This window comes from Chitinivibrionales bacterium (assembly GCA_014728215.1).
Classification (GTDB): domain Bacteria; phylum Fibrobacterota; class Chitinivibrionia; order Chitinivibrionales; family WJKA01; genus WJKA01.
In genome coordinates, this window is the sequence record WJLZ01000059.1 from 24,181 (window position 1) to 42,451 (window position 18,271).

Annotated in this window: 15 protein-coding genes, 1 tRNA gene and 1 pseudogene; 12 read left to right on the forward strand and 5 right to left on the reverse strand. The window is 46.6% G+C overall.

Annotated elements, in window-relative coordinates:
• Positions 1–237: 237 nt before the first annotated feature.
• Genes GF401_04050 through GF401_04065 form a run of 4 tightly spaced genes read left to right on the forward strand, consistent with a single transcriptional unit; the run spans position 238 to position 5,317 of the window.
• The gene (locus tag GF401_04050) at positions 238–1,575 is read left to right on the forward strand and encodes a chorismate synthase (protein ID MBD3344218.1); all 1,338 of its coding nucleotides are present in this window, start codon (positions 238–240) and stop codon (positions 1,573–1,575) included.
• Entirely contained in the window at positions 1,575–3,077 is a 1,503-nt protein-coding gene (locus GF401_04055; protein ID MBD3344219.1) for an insulinase family protein, read from the forward strand. Before GF401_04050 ends, GF401_04055 begins: the two co-directional genes overlap by 1 nt.
• Positions 3,064–4,545, forward strand: coding sequence for a hypothetical protein (locus GF401_04060; protein MBD3344220.1), 1,482 nt, complete (start codon positions 3,064–3,066; stop codon positions 4,543–4,545). The genes GF401_04055 and GF401_04060 overlap by 14 nt, the downstream gene beginning before the upstream one ends.
• 4 nt (positions 4,546–4,549) lie before the next feature.
• Positions 4,550–5,317, forward strand: coding sequence for a hypothetical protein (locus GF401_04065; GenBank protein ID MBD3344221.1), 768 nt, complete (start codon positions 4,550–4,552; stop codon positions 5,315–5,317).
• A gap of 57 nt (positions 5,318–5,374) precedes the next feature.
• On the opposite strand, the gene GF401_04070 is transcribed toward GF401_04065, so the two are convergent.
• Both GF401_04070 and GF401_04075 read right to left on the reverse strand, forming a co-directional pair.
• The gene (locus GF401_04070) at positions 5,375–6,682 is read right to left on the reverse strand and encodes an AAA family ATPase (GenBank protein ID MBD3344222.1); all 1,308 of its coding nucleotides are present in this window, start codon (positions 6,680–6,682) and stop codon (positions 5,375–5,377) included.
• Between the two features lie 107 nt (positions 6,683–6,789).
• Positions 6,790–7,368: a methylated-DNA--[protein]-cysteine S-methyltransferase gene (locus tag GF401_04075; GenBank protein ID MBD3344223.1), complete on the reverse strand. Its 579-nt coding sequence runs from the start codon at positions 7,366–7,368 to the stop codon at positions 6,790–6,792.
• A gap of 121 nt (positions 7,369–7,489) precedes the next feature.
• On the opposite strand from GF401_04075, the gene uvrB reads away from it, so the two are divergent.
• The 6 genes and pseudogenes from uvrB to GF401_04105 all read left to right on the forward strand — a co-directional run bounded on the left by uvrB (position 7,490) and on the right by GF401_04105 (position 12,163).
• Positions 7,490–9,475 (forward strand): excinuclease ABC subunit UvrB, encoded by a 1,986-nt coding sequence (uvrB, locus tag GF401_04080; GenBank protein MBD3344224.1) that lies wholly within the window; start codon positions 7,490–7,492, stop codon positions 9,473–9,475.
• A gap of 4 nt (positions 9,476–9,479) precedes the next feature.
• The gene (locus GF401_04085; GenBank protein ID MBD3344225.1) at positions 9,480–10,397 is read left to right on the forward strand and encodes a hypothetical protein; all 918 of its coding nucleotides are present in this window, start codon (positions 9,480–9,482) and stop codon (positions 10,395–10,397) included.
• Between the two features lie 348 nt (positions 10,398–10,745).
• Positions 10,746–11,066, forward strand: coding sequence for a hypothetical protein (locus GF401_04090; GenBank protein MBD3344226.1), 321 nt, complete (start codon positions 10,746–10,748; stop codon positions 11,064–11,066).
• A gap of 221 nt (positions 11,067–11,287) precedes the next feature.
• Positions 11,288–11,372: transfer RNA gene (locus tag GF401_04095), tRNA-Leu, on the forward strand.
• Between the two features lie 284 nt (positions 11,373–11,656).
• Positions 11,657–11,926 (forward strand): hypothetical protein, encoded by a 270-nt coding sequence (locus GF401_04100; GenBank protein MBD3344227.1) that lies wholly within the window; start codon positions 11,657–11,659, stop codon positions 11,924–11,926.
• A gap of 60 nt (positions 11,927–11,986) precedes the next feature.
• Positions 11,987–12,163, forward strand: a pseudogene (locus tag GF401_04105) (helix-turn-helix domain-containing protein).
• A 15-nt stretch (positions 12,164–12,178) separates the two neighbouring features.
• On the opposite strand, the gene GF401_04110 reads toward GF401_04105, so the two are convergent.
• A complete protein-coding gene (locus GF401_04110; GenBank protein MBD3344228.1) occupies positions 12,179–12,391 on the reverse strand; it encodes a hypothetical protein in 213 nt (70 codons plus the stop codon).
• A 230-nt stretch (positions 12,392–12,621) separates the two neighbouring features.
• Here GF401_04110 and GF401_04115 point away from each other — a divergent pair, with 230 nt between their 5' ends.
• Complete coding sequence (locus GF401_04115) at positions 12,622–13,857, forward strand: hypothetical protein (GenBank protein MBD3344229.1); 1,236 nt, start codon at positions 12,622–12,624, stop codon at positions 13,855–13,857.
• A gap of 241 nt (positions 13,858–14,098) precedes the next feature.
• On the opposite strand, the gene GF401_04120 is transcribed toward GF401_04115, so the two are convergent.
• The gene (locus tag GF401_04120; protein ID MBD3344230.1) at positions 14,099–15,379 is read right to left on the reverse strand and encodes a hypothetical protein; all 1,281 of its coding nucleotides are present in this window, start codon (positions 15,377–15,379) and stop codon (positions 14,099–14,101) included.
• A gap of 5 nt (positions 15,380–15,384) precedes the next feature.
• On the reverse strand, positions 15,385–17,730 hold the full coding sequence (locus GF401_04125; GenBank protein MBD3344231.1) for an AAA family ATPase: 2,346 nt from the start codon (positions 17,728–17,730) through the stop codon (positions 15,385–15,387).
• 58 nt (positions 17,731–17,788) lie between these two features.
• On the opposite strand from GF401_04125, the gene GF401_04130 reads away from it, so the two are divergent.
• Positions 17,789–18,271: hypothetical protein (locus tag GF401_04130; protein ID MBD3344232.1), on the forward strand; the 483-nt coding region annotated here is incomplete at its 3' end.

Here is an 18,271-nt window from a genome sequence, read left to right on the forward strand (position 1 = left end):
GTTACTGAAGACTTTTCCTGAAACGAATTCAAGTAATTATTTGTAATAAAATAAGTTAATACCATCTTTAATCCAATTTATAATATTATAAATATGTTTTTTCATTCTATGCCATAATTTCCAATCACTTATCGAAATCTGCATGGACAACTTCCATTTAATATTTTTATACCTCACCATATAATTACTCCAGCATTTTTTGCATATTGAATCGTACTCTTCAAAAAAGGAGAAAAAATGATCGGATGTCATTTCGGCAGATTTTTGCAGGTTACTGTTGCAGGTGGTTCTTATCAAGAAGGGCTTACTGCGGTAATTCAGGGAATTCCCCCGGGAATACTTGTGGCCGAAAAAGAGATCTATGGCGATCTCCTCTTACGCAAGCCCGGCGCAGATGAGCTCTCATCCCCGCGAAAAGAACCTGATCTTCCGGTCATATACTCAGGATTTAATGCTGCGGATACCATTGAAAATGCCGGTAATAAAAATCATACCAACGGTACCCCGCTCTGCATCCTGATACCCAATCTCGACCGTCATTTCATTCATATCAAGCAATATCAGGACACCAATCGCACTCCCCGTCCGGGGCACGCATCCTATGCCACGTTCATGAAATACGGTGCCGATGACGACGCTATCGGTGCAGGAATTTTCAGCGGCCGGTATACTTCCACCATTGTCGCTGCCGGCGCAATTGCAAAAAAAATCCTGGCACTCTATGGTATATCGGTCTTCTCCTACGTGAAAGAGATGGGCGGTGTTCCCTGTCCTGAAATCGACGAAACCGCGATCAGGGAAAAAGCCGAATCCTACAAAAAAATGCGCTGCGATTATGATCCCTTTTATCAGGAAGTCTATGAAAAGGGACGAATCACCATGGAAATGCGATTTCTGGAAAAAATGAAGATCCTCGCAGAGATCGAGAATGAAATCGATGATATCCGCTCAAAAGCGCCCGCCTTCGACCCTGACGCGATAAAAGAGAAATATAACGTTCATCCGATACTCAATTGTCCCGATCTGAAAGCAGCACAGGAGATGGTCGATGCGGTTAATAGGATTTCCGCAACCGGCGATTCGGCCGGCGGCCTGGTCGAAGTCATGGTGACCGGTGTTCCGGCAGGACTCGGTGAGCCGGTATTCGATAAACTTGATGCCGAACTCGGAAAAATGGTCGGTATCGGCGCAGTAAAAAGCGTTGAAATCGGCGCTGGGATAAAAGTTAAAGATATGACCGGCTATGAATGCAACGACCGGATGCATTCCGAAAAGGACAAGGTCGTATTCGAATCCAACAATGCTGGCGGTATTACCGGCGGTGTTTCCACCGGACAGACAATCATCGCCCGCCTCGGGGTCAAACCGACTCCTACAATCGATAAAAAACAGAATACTATTGATAAATATACCCTGGAAAACAAAGAACTGGCCGCCATAACCCGACGGGACCCGACCATCGTCGCCCGGATCTGGCCGGTGGCTGAAAACTACACCGCTCTGGTCATGCTCGATAACCTTATGGCACATCTCGGTTATCAGAATGTGATCAAGACAATTTCAGAAAAGGCATAATGAGAACAGTAATTAAAATCATCGCTTTTCTCACATTCTGCACTGCTGTTTCCGGTGCAGCGAACATATCTGTCCCAGTCCACTACGACTCACTGGCCAACGGCCTGAAAATCATGGTTGTCCCCGACACCCAGGTAGCGGTTGTCTCCTGCAGGCTCTACTATTTCGTCGGGTCCATGTATGAAGGTCCCGGCACCTCCGGACTCTCTCATATGTACGAACATATGATGTTCAAAGGCACCAGAACACTGGGAACCAAATCCTACAAAAAAGAGGTGCCGATCATGAATACAATCGATTCTCTGGATGCCAAAATCCAGCGATTGAGAGAGCAAGGTGCCAGTGAATCGGATGAAAAAATCATTGCACTGCGGAAACAGATTTTCGAACTCCTCGAAAAACAGCGTAAATACATGAAAAAGGATGAAATCTGGGAACTCTACAAGAATAATGGAGGTACCCACCTGAACGCCTGGACCGGCGATGACATGACCGGTTACATTGTAACGCTCCCTGAAAATAAAGTCGACCTTTTCTACTGGATCGAATCCGACCGCATGAATAATCCGGTGCTCAGAGAGTTTTACAGCGAGCGTGATGTTGTTACTGAAGAGCGGCGAATGCGGTATGAAAACCGTCCTGCGGGAAAATATTATGAGCGTCTCTTTGCACTCTTTTACAAAGCCCACCCGTACCGAATTCCCACTATCGGCTGGATGTCTGATATTCGTTCCTATACCCGCGAAAAACTCAGAGAGCATGTGGCCAGATATTATACCCCGGACAATGCGCTCATCGTGCTGGTCGGCAAAATCGAGCCCGAAAAGGCAGTCAAGGATATCAAACGGTATTTTGGACATATCCCCCCGGCGGCGGAGCCTAAAGAAGATGTGGTTACCCGTGAACCGGACCCCGTGGGCCAGACACGATTTACCCTTCATGATAACGCATCCCCACAAATGGATATGTTCTTTCATACACCGGGATATCCCAATCAGGACCTCTATGTTCTCGATGTTGTCGAAGGTATTTTATCCGGAAGAAGCGGACGGCTGTATGAACGGCTGGTTGATAAAGAAAAGCTCTGCACAAATGCAGGGGCTTCCAACCGGACCAAGCTTCATAACGGATATTTTCATGTATGGGCCACGCTGAAAGATACCACCGATCCTGCCGAGGTGGAGAAAATTATCATCGAAGAAATTGAGCGCCTTACAGAGAAACCGCCCATCCCGAAAGAGATGGAACGGAACAAAAACAATATCCGAATGTCCTTTGTCAAGCAAATCAACAGCCTCGAAGGCTTATCGGACCTGCTGGCTGCCTTTGAACGAATTGGTAGCTGGGAAGACCTGATAGAATATCCCGACAAAATCGCCGAAATCTCACCGGATCAGGTCGCGCCGGTTGTTACTCGTTACCTTAAACCCGACCTGTCGACCATCGGCATGCTTTTAAAACCTCAAAAAAGTGAAAAAACAGCTGATAATGAGCAGAAATAACAAAAAGATTTTTCTTCTTCCTCTCCTGGCAGGTATAGGCATACTCGCCGGAGCAAGCGGCGTTGGTGCGCGTAAAGCATCGCTTCCTCAGCATCCATCAAAAATCTCCTATGTTCCGCTGGATTGGGATCTTCCCCTGGGTGCCCCTTACCGTGAAACGCTCGACAATGGTCTTCGCCTGTATATTGCCGAAGATCCTACCGTCCCCATGGTACAGATGACTGGCTTTATCACCTGCGGCTCGCTGGATGATCCTGCCGGTAAGGAAGGTATGGGCGATCTGGCGGTGCGCCTGTTGCGAACCGGTGGAACCGGACGTTTTCCGGCTGATACACTCGATCAACTTATCGAACTGTATGCGATCGATATCAATTTCTCTCTCCATGAAACACAACTTGAGTTCAAATGCTCCTTTTTATCTGAACACACCGATACAGCCTTGACTATTCTGGAAGAAATTCTCTTCAATCCGGCGTTCGAACAGGAAAAGGTGGATAAAGAAAAAGCACTCTTCCGGCAAATGATCCGGCACCGGTTCAATAATCCCGAACCCGTTGTTGCAGCAGCCTACGATAAGCTCCTCTATCCCGGTGAAGAAAACAGCAGGCTCGCTACCGAAGAGAGTGTCGTTTCTGTTACCCGTAAGGACCTGGTCGATTTTCATAAGAAATATTTCCGCACTCAGAATTTCATCCTTGCTACTGCAGGCAAGTTTAAAAAACAGCAGATGAAAAACAGATTGAACACACTCTTTCCCAAAGCTGGAGAATCCAAACCGCTCTCCTTTGAAAAGGATATTACGCCGGCTCCCGAACAGAAAACACTTATCGTAAACAAAAAACTCAATCAGTCCTATGTCCGTATCGGTATACCGCTGATCAAGCGTCCTCATCCCGATTATTACCCTCTGTCGGTCCTCAATCTGATCCTGGGCGGAGGAGGATTTACTTCCCGGCTGGGGAAAAAGATCCGTTCCGATGAAGGACTGACCTATTCAATACGCTCCACTGTTGAAGCAAACTACGCATATCCTTCGACTTTCTACATTTCATTCTTTACAAAGACACCCTCCACCGCCCGGGCGACAGCCCTTTCGCTCGCTGAAGTCGAGAAGATACGTAAGGAAGGGGTTACCCCGGAAGAACTCGAAAATGCAAAAAAGGTGCTTATCGACGGCTTCCCCTCCATGTTCAGAACCCCCTACGACATCGTTGAAACCTATGCCTGGAGTGAATATTACGGCCGGGAAGCGGATCATTTTAAAGTTTATCCCGATAAAATTAAAAGCATTACGCTGGATGATGTCACACGGGTGGCGCAAAAATATCTTGATCCGGCCAAATTCCGGTATGTCTTTGTTGCCGATACCGCGGATCTGTTTGCAGTGGATACGTTCAAAGAATTTTCCACAGAGGAACTCGAGCCGGTGAAAACAACCGTTCCCGACTCACTCCCCTCTCTGCCTTGAAGCCATGAGACGTTTTTTTTACCTTGCAGGAACAGTAACCATTGTGCTGCAGCTTCTCGGCTGCGCCGGTTCATCACAACGGGTTACCAGCGGTCTGGCCCAGGAATATAAGCTGAAAAACGTACAGCCACTGGACTCTGCAGGATGCCTACGCTATCTCGAACAGATCATGCATGCATTTAACGACACCATTTCGCAAGCCGATCTTCACAATGATTACTCCCGGGCCCGGGAACGGCTTTGTGACGACTCATGTCCGCGCACTCCTCATATCGATAATCTCATCGCCGCCTTTACCGTCCTCAGGTATCACGGACTTACTGTCCTGGAACTAACGCCCGATACCTATGAAGCGATCAGGGCCCTGTCACCTCAGCGGATTGTCACCGGCATTCTTGTCCTCCGGACTGAGGGCAAAGAGGTCACCTCCCTGGAGCGAAATGAGCTGCTGGATCGTAACCGCTCCCTCTTCGCAGCCCATGCCGAAGATCTTCATTGTGATATTATCAAAAATATCAAAGCCGGTGAAAACAGCTATACGCTGATTACCGGCGCCGGAGACATACTTTCCGGAGCCGCCCACGACAGGATCGTCGGTCAGGTGTATTCATCTACCGTACCCGACGGCAAAGACAGCTACAGCCGGATCGCTTCACTCTTTGTGGTCACCGGAATGGAGCAGTTCAACCTCAGCGCCTATCTTGACGAATGGTACTCCCGCCTCCCCCACCGGCTGGTACAACCCAAAGTAGACGAATTTGAATGGAAATGATGAGAAAATGGCGGGGTGAAGAAATGGAGTAACAGGGTCGTGGATTCCTCTCCCCCCTCACAACAAATTCGCCGCCAGCTCCGAAAGTTTCGACCGCTCTCCCTTTGTCAGGGTGACATGAGCGGCGATATCCTGTTTCTTGAACTTTTCCACAATATAGCTCAGACCGTTGCTCGATGAATCGATATAGGGATTGTCGATCTGATAGGGATCGCCGGTCACGACGATTTTGGTCCCGTCACCGACACGGGTGACGATAGTTTTCAGTTCATGGGGGGTGAGATTCTGGGCTTCATCCACAATCAGGTATTGATTATGGATCGACCGTCCGCGGATATAGGTCAGAGGTTCGATAATCAGAATTCCCATCTCAGTCAGTTCCTTGAATCCTCTGAGATGGCGTTTTGATTTGCCCTCACTTCGAGTCAGAAACTCCACGTTGTCGGCAATAGGATACATCCATGGAAACAGCTTTTCTTCGATCGTACCCGGGAGATACCCGATGTCCTTTCCCATGGGCTGGGTGGGACGCGAAACGAGGACCCGGTTGAAGCTGTTTTCATCCACGGTCTTATAGAGACTGGAGGCGATAGCCAACAGTGTTTTACCGGTGCCGGCCTTGCCGATCAGGGTCACCAATTGGATGCTGTCGTTGAGCAATGCATCCATGGCAAATACCTGCTCCCGGTTGCGGGGTTCGATTCTCCAGACATGTCCCTGACTTCGGGCATCAATCCGTACGACTTTTTTCTGAGCCCCATCATACCGGCCGAGGGTCTTCAGCGACATGTTTTCGTTATGCAAGGCGATATACTCATTGGGAAAATACTCCTCATCGAGCTCCACCGCACCTTCACGGGTCAATGTTTCAATCTTTTCCGAATCCACGACACTGCTGCAGTAACCGGGATAGAGTTCTTCGACATCCACCTTCTCCGATTCGTAATCTTCAACCTTGAGCCCGAGGGTATCGCCTTTGATCCGCAGGTTAATATCTTTACTGACTATAATGGTGGGAATACCGGGTTGCTCTTCCTTTATTGCAAGAGCAATGGCCAGGATATTGTTCCGCGTATGCCGCAGGTCCAGAGGAAGGCGGTTGATTATCTCTTCGGTACCGATTTTAACCGATACCATGCCGCCGTTCCTCATCCGCACCCCGGTGGCAAGGGAACCTTCCCGGCGGAACTCATCGAGATACCGTGAGGTCTGACGGGCATTGGTCCCTGTTTCGGTGAGTTCTTTTTTGAACCGATCGATATCTTCGATAACATTGATCGGAACGATTACATTATTATCGTCAAAGGCAAAAAGCGCCTGTGAATCATAGAGTAATACTGTTGTGTCGAGTATATAATTTTTCATATTCTTTCCGTCCTTTGGATTAAAATAATAAAATCCATTTACGATTCGTTCTCCGGCCGGTTTCAAGGCCCGCGGTCCAGGAGATTTTCAGTTGCTCACGCCATCAATTAAATAATTACGCCTTCGCGACAAAGTAATTTTCTTTTTTTAGTGATACACCCGCCGGCCTTTTTTCCCATAAAACCGCCGATTGTTCCATCGCTGCGAATTACCCGGTGACAGGGAATAATCAAGGGGCAGGTATTATTTCTCATCACCGAAGCCGCCGCACGGACCGCCCGCGGATGTCCGGCCATTCGTGCCAACTCACTGTACGACACGACCTCTCCCCAGGGTATTCTCCGCGCCGCACCGAGAACGTCCTTCGCAAATCCGCTCAGCCCCGACACATCGACCGCAATCGCCCCCAGGTCTTCCTCTGCACCGGCAAGAAACCTCCTCAGCATACCCCCAACCCGCACAATCGCTCCCTTCGTAACTTCCTTAACCGCACGACCATGCAACCGCTGCGTAACCGCAAGATCAACCCGGATCACCACCACCGAATCCCCACGGCGGTATCCATACACGGTACAATGTGTAACTGGATGCCGTATAGTGTATCTGACAAGCCTTTGTTCCATTGGTATCGTTTCCTTTTCGATGCCGGTCACCGGCTCCACTCCCAATCTATTATCTTCGTCCATTATCCTCTTTTCTTATCTTCGATCTTCGACTTTCACCCACCGCCAGGCCCCAAGATAAATCATGTCCTCATCCGTAATATATCTGGATTTCACCGCTCAATCGATGTATCTTTAAAATACTATGAAATTAAAACTCGTTTCTGAATATAGCCCCAGAGGTGATCAGCCCGACGCGATTGCTCAGATCTCCGATAGCATGATCAAGGATGTCAAGCATCAGACCCTCCTCGGCGTTACCGGATCGGGCAAGACATTTACCATGGCAAATATCATCGAAAAAGTCCAGTTGCCTACGCTGATCATTTCCCATAACAAAACACTTGCAGCCCAGCTCTACCAGGAATTCAAAGACTTTTTTCCGGAAAATGCAGTTGAATACTTTGTCTCCTTCTACGATTACTATCAGCCGGAAGCCTACATCCCTTCCACCGACACCTATATCGAGAAGAGCTCCGAGATCAACGATGAAATCGACCGCCTGCGGCTCAAGGCGACCAGTTCCCTGCTTTCCCGGAAAGATGTCATTATCGTTGCGAGTGTCTCCTGCATCTACAATATCGGTTCTCCGGAATCTTACCGTGAAGCGAGTGTCGACATCTCCTGTGGTGATGTCATAAGCCGGAAGGCCTTTCTCAAACGACTCGTCGATATGCGTTATGTCCGGAATGATATGTCCTTTGAGCGCGGCACGTTCCGGATCAGGGGAGATTCCATCGATATCTACCCTGCCTACGAAGAGACCGGGATCAGGATCGAAACCTTCGGAGATGAAATAGAAACCATCAAACGATTCAGACCCATCGACGGAAAGATCATCAATACTCAGGAGAGCATCGTCATTTTCCCGGCAAAGCATTTTGTCTCCACGGGGTTGTCCCTTGAAGGGGCCATCAAACAGATCCATCAGGAATTGCAGCTGCAGCTTGAAAAATTCAGATCTGAAAACAAGCTCGTTGAAGCTCAACGGCTTGAACAGCGCACCCTGTACGACATCGAAATGCTTCGTGAGATGGGCTATGTCAACGGCATCGAAAACTACTCCCGCATACTCGAGGGCCGCAAACCAGGAAGCCGTCCGCACAGTCTCCTGGAATTTTTCTCCACGCCCTTTCTCACCATTATCGATGAGTCTCATGCAACCATACCGCAAATCAACGGCATGTACAACGGCGACCGGGCACGAAAACAGACCCTGGTCGACCACGGTTTCCGTATCCCCTGTGCCCTCGACAACCGGCCACTGAAATTCACTGAATTCGAGGAGATTACCGATTTCGTGCTCTACTCATCGGCCACCCCTGCGGATTACGAACTTAAAAAATCCGGCGGCGTCATTGTCGAACAGATCATCAGGCCTACCGGACTGATTGATCCACCGATCGAAATCAAACCCGCAGGTAATCAGGTTGACGATCTGATCGAAGAACTCAGGACGACCATCTCCCGCGGAGGACGGGCCCTGGTCACGACCCTTACGAAACGGATGTCTGAAGATCTCACCGAGTATCTCGATGCTCTGGAATTCAAAGTGCAATACCTTCACTCTGAAGTGGAAACCCTTGAACGGTCGGAAATACTCCGCAACCTCCGGGAAGGGAAATTCGATATCATCGTCGGTATCAACCTGCTCAGGGAAGGTCTCGATCTTCCGGAAGTATCGCTGGTGGCCATTCTCGATGCAGATAAAGAGGGATTCCTCCGCTCCACGCGCTCGCTGATTCAGATAGCCGGCCGGGCAGCCCGTAATACCGAGGGAAGAATCATCCTTTACGCGGATATCATGACCAATTCCATCAAAGCAACCGTACAGGAGTGCGGTCGACGTCGGGAAAAACAGATAGAATACAACCAGCTCCACAACATTACCCCGCAAAGCATTCGACGGATTATCAAAGGCCCGCTCTCCTTTTACAGTGCTGCCGAAGATGAACAGGAAGTGAGCATGGCCGCAGAACCCTCACCCGGATATGGAAAAGAAATACCCGATGATACTGATTCTCTTATAAAGGAACTCGAAAAAGAGATGCAGCAGGCAGCGAAAAATCTCGAATTTGAAAAGGCGGCCCGGCTACGCGACCGGATCGCCGCTTTAACCGGGGAACGGTAATACCATGAATCTCGAAACAGCACGTGAGTGCCTGACATCGTCAATTCCCGAGAAAATCCTCGCCAGCCTCAAAGTTGTCGGAATGGAAGGGACCCTGGGAGATCTCCAGACAATACTGACACTTGTAAAAAACGACAACCAGACCATAAAAAACACCGCCATTCAATCCAGTTGCCTGATCATTCGCGAGAATCTTATCTCCCATTACAACGATCTTGACAGTGCGGTCAGAGAAAAACTCGGCCTTATTATGAACACCCTTTCGTCAACCGTGGTAGATGAAATCGGCAAAGACCTCTACAGCGATGATGATGAACGGCGGCTCAGGGCAGTGCAAATCCTCGGCCTGCTCAAGAAAAATCCCCGAGTACATCATGTACTGGCCGATCTGGTGAAAGACCGGGATGTCAAAATCAGGGCCACCGCGGTCAATCTTCTGGGAAAAATCGTGGGCCCGGATACCGAAAATATCATCATGTCCCTGCTCAACGACAAGGACAAACGGGTCCGGGCAAACACTATCGAAGCACTTGAGAGTCTGGGCAATAAACGGCTTATCCCCATACTGATGCGGTTTCGGAAAGATCCCAACAACCGGATCCGGGGGAATGTGCTGAAAGCGCTCTACACCCTCGGCCACAGGGATATCACCGATGACCTCCTCGAAATGATCAAAAGCAAAAACAATTTTATGAAAGCATCCGCCCTCTGGGTAGTCTCACAAATCGCCCATTACAATGATGAAATCCTGGAAACGACCGGGTATCTCCTTATCTCGGATAATGAAATGGTCGTCAACAATGCCCGCAAAGCACTGCAGGCCATGGATAATCCCCGTGCCCGGGGGTATGTGAAATATTTAGGGGCAACCGACGATGATGGCGATAGGGATGCTGCAATTAAGCAGGAAGCTGCAGTCTGAGCGTCCTTTTAGATAAACGATCCTTCGACACTTCGGCCCCCACTTCGATATGCTCAGAGTGTCACTCAGTGCGGCGCATACTCAGGTCAATGTACCGAGAACGATTACGATGAAAAAAATGCCTTAAATATCTCTCCTTCCATCTCATTAAATATCAAACACTTACAAATGCACCTCATTTCATTCACGCCAAAGGTTAAAGTTTCCCTGTCCATGCGCCGATATTTAATAATGAAGGCAATCCCTCCTCCACGGACGGAGCGCTCAACGGGGACTTCCAGGGATGGAGTGGCTTCCAGGGACGGAAGAGCACCCCATAAAAAAGGACTTTAGAACGAGTATGTTATTATGTCCGAACTACTACCAATCAACAACGCTTTTGCCGCAGGCAAATATGAGTCGATACGGCGCAAGTCGAAGCCGGATCAGCAGGATAAGGCTAGCCGGGTAAACAACGACGCATCGAATAAAGAATCTGTTCACATCTCCGAGTCTTCACTCAACCTGCAGAAAATCTGGGATAAAATCAAAGTGCTTCCCGAAGTCAGGATCGAAAAGGTGGAAGAAATTAAAAAGGAGATTAGGAACAACAATTACCCTATCGAAAACCATCTCTACAAAGCCATGGAGAAAATGATCAAGGGGTATATTATCGATGTCGAAGAATAAATTTCCTCACAATATCAGATAAAAAGCCTTTTTTGAAACTGCAGAGAAGGCTTTTTTATTGCCTTTTTCCCCCGCAATGAAGCATTTTTAGGGTGGATGCTGAACGAACCACAAGCATGCGATATCTTTCTCGATATCCATTTCCGGATCAGCGGAGATCGGCATGATTAGCGTTATCGGCGTCCTGTTCTCTTTCACATTTCGAGTTTCGAATTTAACCAGCTCGGGTGGTGGAATTGGTAGACACTAGGGACTTAAAATCCCTCGCAGCATAGCTGTGTACGAGTTCAAGTCTCGTCCCGAGCACTACAATACAAAATGGACTTAGATGGGATTACCGTTTAGGTCCATTTCCTTTTTATCACCTCCCCCGCCTCATTGCATATTTTTTTTCAGCCCGTTTACCTCTAATCGATTATCAATCTGTCTGAAATAATTTTTTCTTTTTGCGGCATTTACTATTTGTTGATATCATGAAAGGGATTCCATCCCTTTAAATCCCTTCTAAGGAAAATGCTTTTTTAAAATCTATGCCGATAAATCGGCATAGGAAATATCCCTTCCCGTAAAGTACCCACTTGTTAAGCAACATGGCGATCATACTTCTATTGAACCTTGAGACTTGCGCATTATCGAGCGGCTGGTTCTGCTGGTCCGTTACCGTGCCCGACAGGGTGATCTGGGAATACGCGGAAATAGTCGCCGATATAACTCAAAACCTGCTGTATAAAGGAGAACAAAAAATGAACATCCCTGAAAAAGATATCGAAGTACAATATGCCTGGAAAATCTTTAAAGATACAAGACAATTACAACACATGCTCCTCTCGTTCGGGAGTCTTTCCTATAGTAAAAGATAATCCTTATGCAATTCGGATTTATTACGAAAATATCTTTCGTGTTTTGGGTGAGAGTCTACAATCCGAAAAAACCGCAAAAAATGCGAGTTATCGCAAAAAGACCTGGCGTTGGAGACCGGGCTGGACCGGACATATGTCGGCGGAATCAAGCGGGGAGAGCGGAATGTAGCAGTGTTAAATCTATACAAAATAGCTAATGTGCTCAATGTTTCAGCATCAAAGCTTCTCCAGGGGGTTAGATCAACAAATAGCTCACTTCAAAAAGCTCAGACTGTATCCTATCAGAAATCTGCCGAATCCTCGAATTTCAATATTATTGCCGCTCCGGAGCGATTTGCCGACAGCATCAAAAAATGCTTCAACAATGATTGCCGTGTCGACTTGAGTGAGGCCGGTTTTATCGGAGATCAGTGCAACCAGATCGCGGTTTGTAACGTTAGACATTTTTTTGATAGTGCGGGACATGGAAACCTCCTGTAATGATGTGGATATAGATATGGAATTCTGATTAATCTTCAGCACATGCTGTTAATTTCGGTATCAGCTTGAGCCACAGCAGCATGCAGAGTGAGTTCTGAGCATTATAGCGGCTGCAATATCTTCAAAGCAAACCGGAATAATATGGAATCGATATAGATGCGTCATTATTTGTCGCATGCTTTTCATATATTAAATTGAATATTGAAGGATAATTTATGGTGGAAAAAGCGAAAACCAGGAAAAGTACCGGTAATCAAGCCCGGGCATTGCTTCCGGAGGCATCTCTCTACGCAGATCAATGCACTGATTTGTACGGGCGTATCAATGCACTTATATTTATTTCAAATATCTGCCAGGAGACGGGGCAAACAAAGGAGGCCAAAAGGCTCTTATGGAAATGCTACCATCAAATTCCATTGCTGAAAGATATACCTTCCCGTAAATACAAAAGCATGGAAATAGCCTCACGATTCATGGACCTTGATATCTGCAGACCATCACTTACCCTTATTAAAAAGTTAAGCAGAAGCCAAATCACCTCATATCAGCTCTTTGAACTAATTGAAAAACTCCGAAAAGCGGGCAAAGCTGCGGTTGCCGATGATTGTATTTGCCGGATTGAGAAGAATTCGAAAGCATTTTTTCTGGAATCAGATAAATCGTTTATCTACTGCAGAATAGCAGAATATTATATAAATGCCGGAAATACATCAAAAGGGCTGAAATATCTTGCCCGAGCCGAGTCGTGGGCCGGCAGAGGTAAGTATGCCCACATTCGGTGTTATGCATATTCGGATGTCGCTGATTCTTATAGAAAAGCCGGAAAAACAGAAAAATGCAGGGTGAATCTCGGGAAAAGCCTTGCATGTGCGCGGAAAAGAAGAAACCTGCGTTCAATGCAGGATATCCTGCTTGTGATCCGGAAATACCATGCAAGCGGTGAAAGCAGGCGATCAAGAGAATTGTTGTCCAGGCAGATCAGGAAAGTATTCATTTCGAAATCAGACAATCTTTCCTGTGACTATATGCTTGAACTTTCTGATAGCTGCTGCATGATCGGAATGAGAGCAAAAGCGCTTGAATTGCTTGAGCTTTTATTGAGACAGGCAAGAAAAAAGAGATACTATTCTGAATTGATCCGAATCTGCCGGGGTTTTATGGATGCCGGGGATTTAGCCGGAGCAGAGCGGATTGTCAACAGCCCATCATTTAAAAAGGCCGATCCTTTTTTTGCATTCTTTCAAATCGGGTCGCTTGCAAAAAGATTTCTCATGGAAGGCGATTCCCACAAAGCAGAGAAATATCTAAGGCAATCGCTGGACGGTGCATATTCGATCGGGCAGTATGACATGAAAGCACTGTTGATAGCAACGATTGCAGGATGGTTCAATGATTCCAATATTTTTGACAATACGCTTGTGGAAGAATGCAAGGCGCAAACGAATAAATGACCGCCACCATAATAATTCCCAAAACAGCCGGGAGAATCAACAGAAAAACTATTGAGCAATCCTGTATTGTCATTGAATTATTTCTCACTGCATTATTTTTGAAACCGAAATCTATTCACCTTGCTGTTTTATCAGATAAATTGATCTATAAAGCGGAAATAATTTGACGATTTGCATGATTAATGAAATCTATATAATAAACTGCCTGGTAAGGGCATCAAATTCGACATCCCTCAAAAAATCATTTTTCCGTTCCTGCAATCCATTCTTGAACACTCTTCCAGGTCTCTTCATCAGCTTCCCCATTAGCTACAGTCCGTAATTCCAATGGAACAATTTTATTTCCCTCATAAGCTACTGCCAGCGTAGCCCGTTGCGGCTCGAGTACTCGATAGATATAACAGGACCGTTCCATAATCATGCGGGAGCATGCATGCAGGCAGTTATGCATTGTAATGCTTTCATCGATCAGCTCTTCAATAGTTTCTACCGGCATAATAGTTGAAGTGCCTGCCAGCGGAGGTGAGGGGAGCTTGTTGGTGCCATAGATCTTTTTCAGAGACTTCGCACTTTGCTTTACAAATAATCTATCAAATTTTTCGCTATCGATCCATTTATTGTAGAGGGTCCTGAGTTCAGCCGCAGAATGGCAGGAAAACATTTTCTGTTCATAATTGCTAATTTCCAAATCCCGCGCGCAATCTCTCATATCCGACCATAATCTGGATAATGAAGCTCTCTTATCTCTATCAACAGTATGCCGGACCAATTTCCCTGATTCATCGACAGGCGAAAGCAACCAGTTAGTGAATTCGAAATTATGGATAAGGTTACAAATTTCATCGGCAGGGATTTCCTTTAATTTTCTGATACTACTCATATGATCCAGCAACGATACCAGCTCCCTGATTTTATAGCAGAGATCCCGGTAGTATTGTCTGCATTTAATTCTCGCCAGTATCCTTACATACGATTCGGTGGCATTAATACCGATGAGCCGCAGTATCGCTCTTCTTTTACACAGCGCCCACCTTGCTCCTTCATCGACAGGTATTTTCTGCCCGGCGATTTCATCGGCAAGCAACCAGGCAAGAACCGGGTTCGATTCGAGCAGGTCCATTGTTTGCGGACATTGACGGATCATTTTCAAAAGCATTATCTGACGCCAGGCGAAATGCTTGACATTTTCAACTACTCCCGGAGGAAATGTTTCAGCATATTCATCAAGCGCGGCTTTGAAATGCCTATTCGACGTATCGAACGGTAGCGTTATTCCCGGATCCCAATCATCACACTCCCATATCTCAAGCACAGGATGCCATTGTGATACCTGCAATCCCCGCTCCCAGGTACTGATTCGTATGCAGGTTCTCTGTGATCTCCGGAAATCGATATACAGGAAGCCATGATAATCATCATACCAGACATTATCGTCGAGCCCTGCTGAATCGGGTCGCCATGAATGCAAGCGCAACACGCCGGTGCATGAAGCTTTGTGGTCTTCTGTTTTGCATGCAGGCATGGCAATTACTCTTTTCTGAATCCGATCTTTTTGCCGACATTTCCGTTTTTTTCGGCGATTTCATTTCTCAATGAATCGATCAGCATATCATGTGAAATGCTGATGTTCTGCAGGAAAAAATATTTCTGATAGACCGCCTTGAAATCACCGGGTGTGGCATATTCAATGGAACGGATTTTCATTTGCTGAATTGCCGTGCATCGGGTTGTTACCATTTTTTTGAAGAACAGATCATAGAAGACCAGATTGCCTTCGGAGCTGAGATAATCGAATCGCAGCTTAATGGGAAACCGTCGTATAGCCGCTGAATCCATGATTTTCTTGAAATTGGTTGCACAGATGAGTATCCCCCTGAAATTCTCCATATTTGTCAGCCATTCATTCACAAAAGATATTTCCCACGAATGCTCAGCTCCTTCCCTGCCAGCCAGAAAACTATCTGCTTCATCAATAAACAGAATAGCCTTATCCCGCCGGGCTTCATTGAAAACCTCCCGGGTATTCTTTTCGCTCTCCCCTACCCAGCAGCTCATCAGGTCGCTCGCTCGTTTTATAATCAATCGCCTGTGGAGGAGACGCGCCGTGTATTTTGCAAATTCTGTTTTACCGCTTCCGGGAGGACCATAAAGGAGCATGTTCATGTTATGTACAGATGATTCAGAATCCATACTGTTCCAGTATTTGTTGAATTGGCACAGGGCACTAAAACATCGATCCAAATCCTCATGAATATTCAATCCCTGTATGCTGTAATCGGGAGCATTGACTCTGGAATTTTTTTCAGCAGGTCCTTGCTGATCGATGATTTTCAAATGAGCATCGAGGATACCCTCGATAAGCGTAATAATCTCTTTCCGACTTTTCTGTTTTCTGAATATTCTTGCTGCATTTCGCAATGCGATATCGATTCCCCCCGCACTGATTTCATACTTTTCAGCAAGCGCGGTGATATCATGAACCGACAAGCATTTTGCCGGCATGTGTTTTTTAATGCTGTGCTCCCAGATTCTTTTCCGCTGCAGGAACGTCAGCTTGTCAAACCGGATCGAATAATCAAACCGCCGTCTGGTGGATTCATCGATACCGTCAAAGCGGTTAGTGATCCATACTGTAAATGCAGTAGACTCATCGAGCAGTTTATTGATCTGCCCCTTTTCCGCAAGCGGAGCCAGGGAGAAGAATGACGGGGATGAATTCAACACCGCATCGGCTTCATCAACAACGATGATCGCCTCATTGGAATTGATCATCTTTCGGCAGGCCAGGAATGCCCGGTACCTGAACATTGCATGAGCGGTTTCATCTTTCTGTTTTTCATCATCGATATTCTTTATTTCATAAACATTCAGGTTAATGCTTTTGCCGAGCGCACGGGCAAATTCGGTTTTACCGGTACCCGGCGCACCATACAGCAGGATATTCACTCCCTGGTCCGGGGTTTTATGCCGGCGAAGGGCTTTCACTATTTCTATCTGCTTTTTATGCACGGTATGATACTCGAGCGGGATCGAAGGACCGCTGTATTCGGTGAAATACTTTTTAGATATTGCCTGACTGGCGGTGCCGTCCAGAAAATCGATCACTTCAACTGCGGGATTGCGTTCCTCGTTTAGCAATGCCGAATTGAGCAGTGCCGACCTTCCCGATAACGCTCTGCTTATTTCATTGCCTGGAATGCCTGATAATGTACTGAGGATTTTATTATTGATCGAATCCCTGTGAGTACGCTTTACGTCAATTAACGGACTCAAATCTTCGATCATCTTGTCCACCACCGAATCGGTAACCGACAAGTAAGCAATCAGAAGGACCTCTTTTTCGATTTCACCTAACCCAAAAAGCTTTGCAATTTCATTGAGTTTCTTTTGCAGGGAGCACGTACGTTTGCCGGCTTTTTCAGCACAAAAATCGTTCAGTGATTCATAAATATATCGAAAGATATCCCTTTTCAGATATTCATTGCGGTGCATATCCTTAATCATTTCTTCGATATTATCTCTCCCTGCTTTATACCCGTCATCAAAGGTATCTTCAAGTTTAATGCGTTTCGCTTTTGCCAGGCAGAAGGTGACGATCCGACGTTTATCGGGCTGCGTAAGATAGCGGAGCGCAATTTCGAGAATATCATCACTGATGATTCTTCCCGTATGCTCGAGTATGTTCAGCAAGTACCCGAGTTTCCGCCTGTCGGCAATACCGTTGATCCTTCTCAGTGATATGTTCCTGAACCGCTTGTTTCTCTGCAGCGAACGTTTGCGATTCAATTTCCGCAAAAATATCTCATCCATATTCATGGGCTCTCCTTTGTTTTTTAATAAAATATCAGCAGTATGCGACAAATGTTGTCGCATTTGAATTATATTTTAAAAGGAATATTCTGCTGGAATAATCATCGAAAGGAATAGATTAATGGTCCATACCACCGATGTCCGGAAAAGCGAACGGATGATCAGGATTCTGGCTTTTCTAATACGCCGAAAACCCAGGAAATTTTCGATCAGTGACATTCACAATATGCTGTGTGAGTTTGACATGGTATCCCTCCGGAATGTCCAACGGGACCTTAAAGAACTTTCCGAGATATCAGAAAGTTGCGTCTGCTGCGAAATGGTACAGGGGAAACTTCACTATTTTATCGAGCCTGACATCAGAAATAAAATGACGCTTCCGATAAGGCATAACGGCCTTTTAGCACTGTTTTTACTCAAACGATTACAGCCTTTTTTTGCATCCAAAGCACAAAGCCTGGAGGAGGCCCGTGATGCGCTTAAAGAGTTGAGCTCAGATCAATACTATGACCTTTTCGAAGACCTCGATGAGCAGCTTGAAAAGAGCACGTTTATCTTTGGAGAGCAGTCGGTGCTCAGCCTCGACAACAACCTTCTTGCCGAT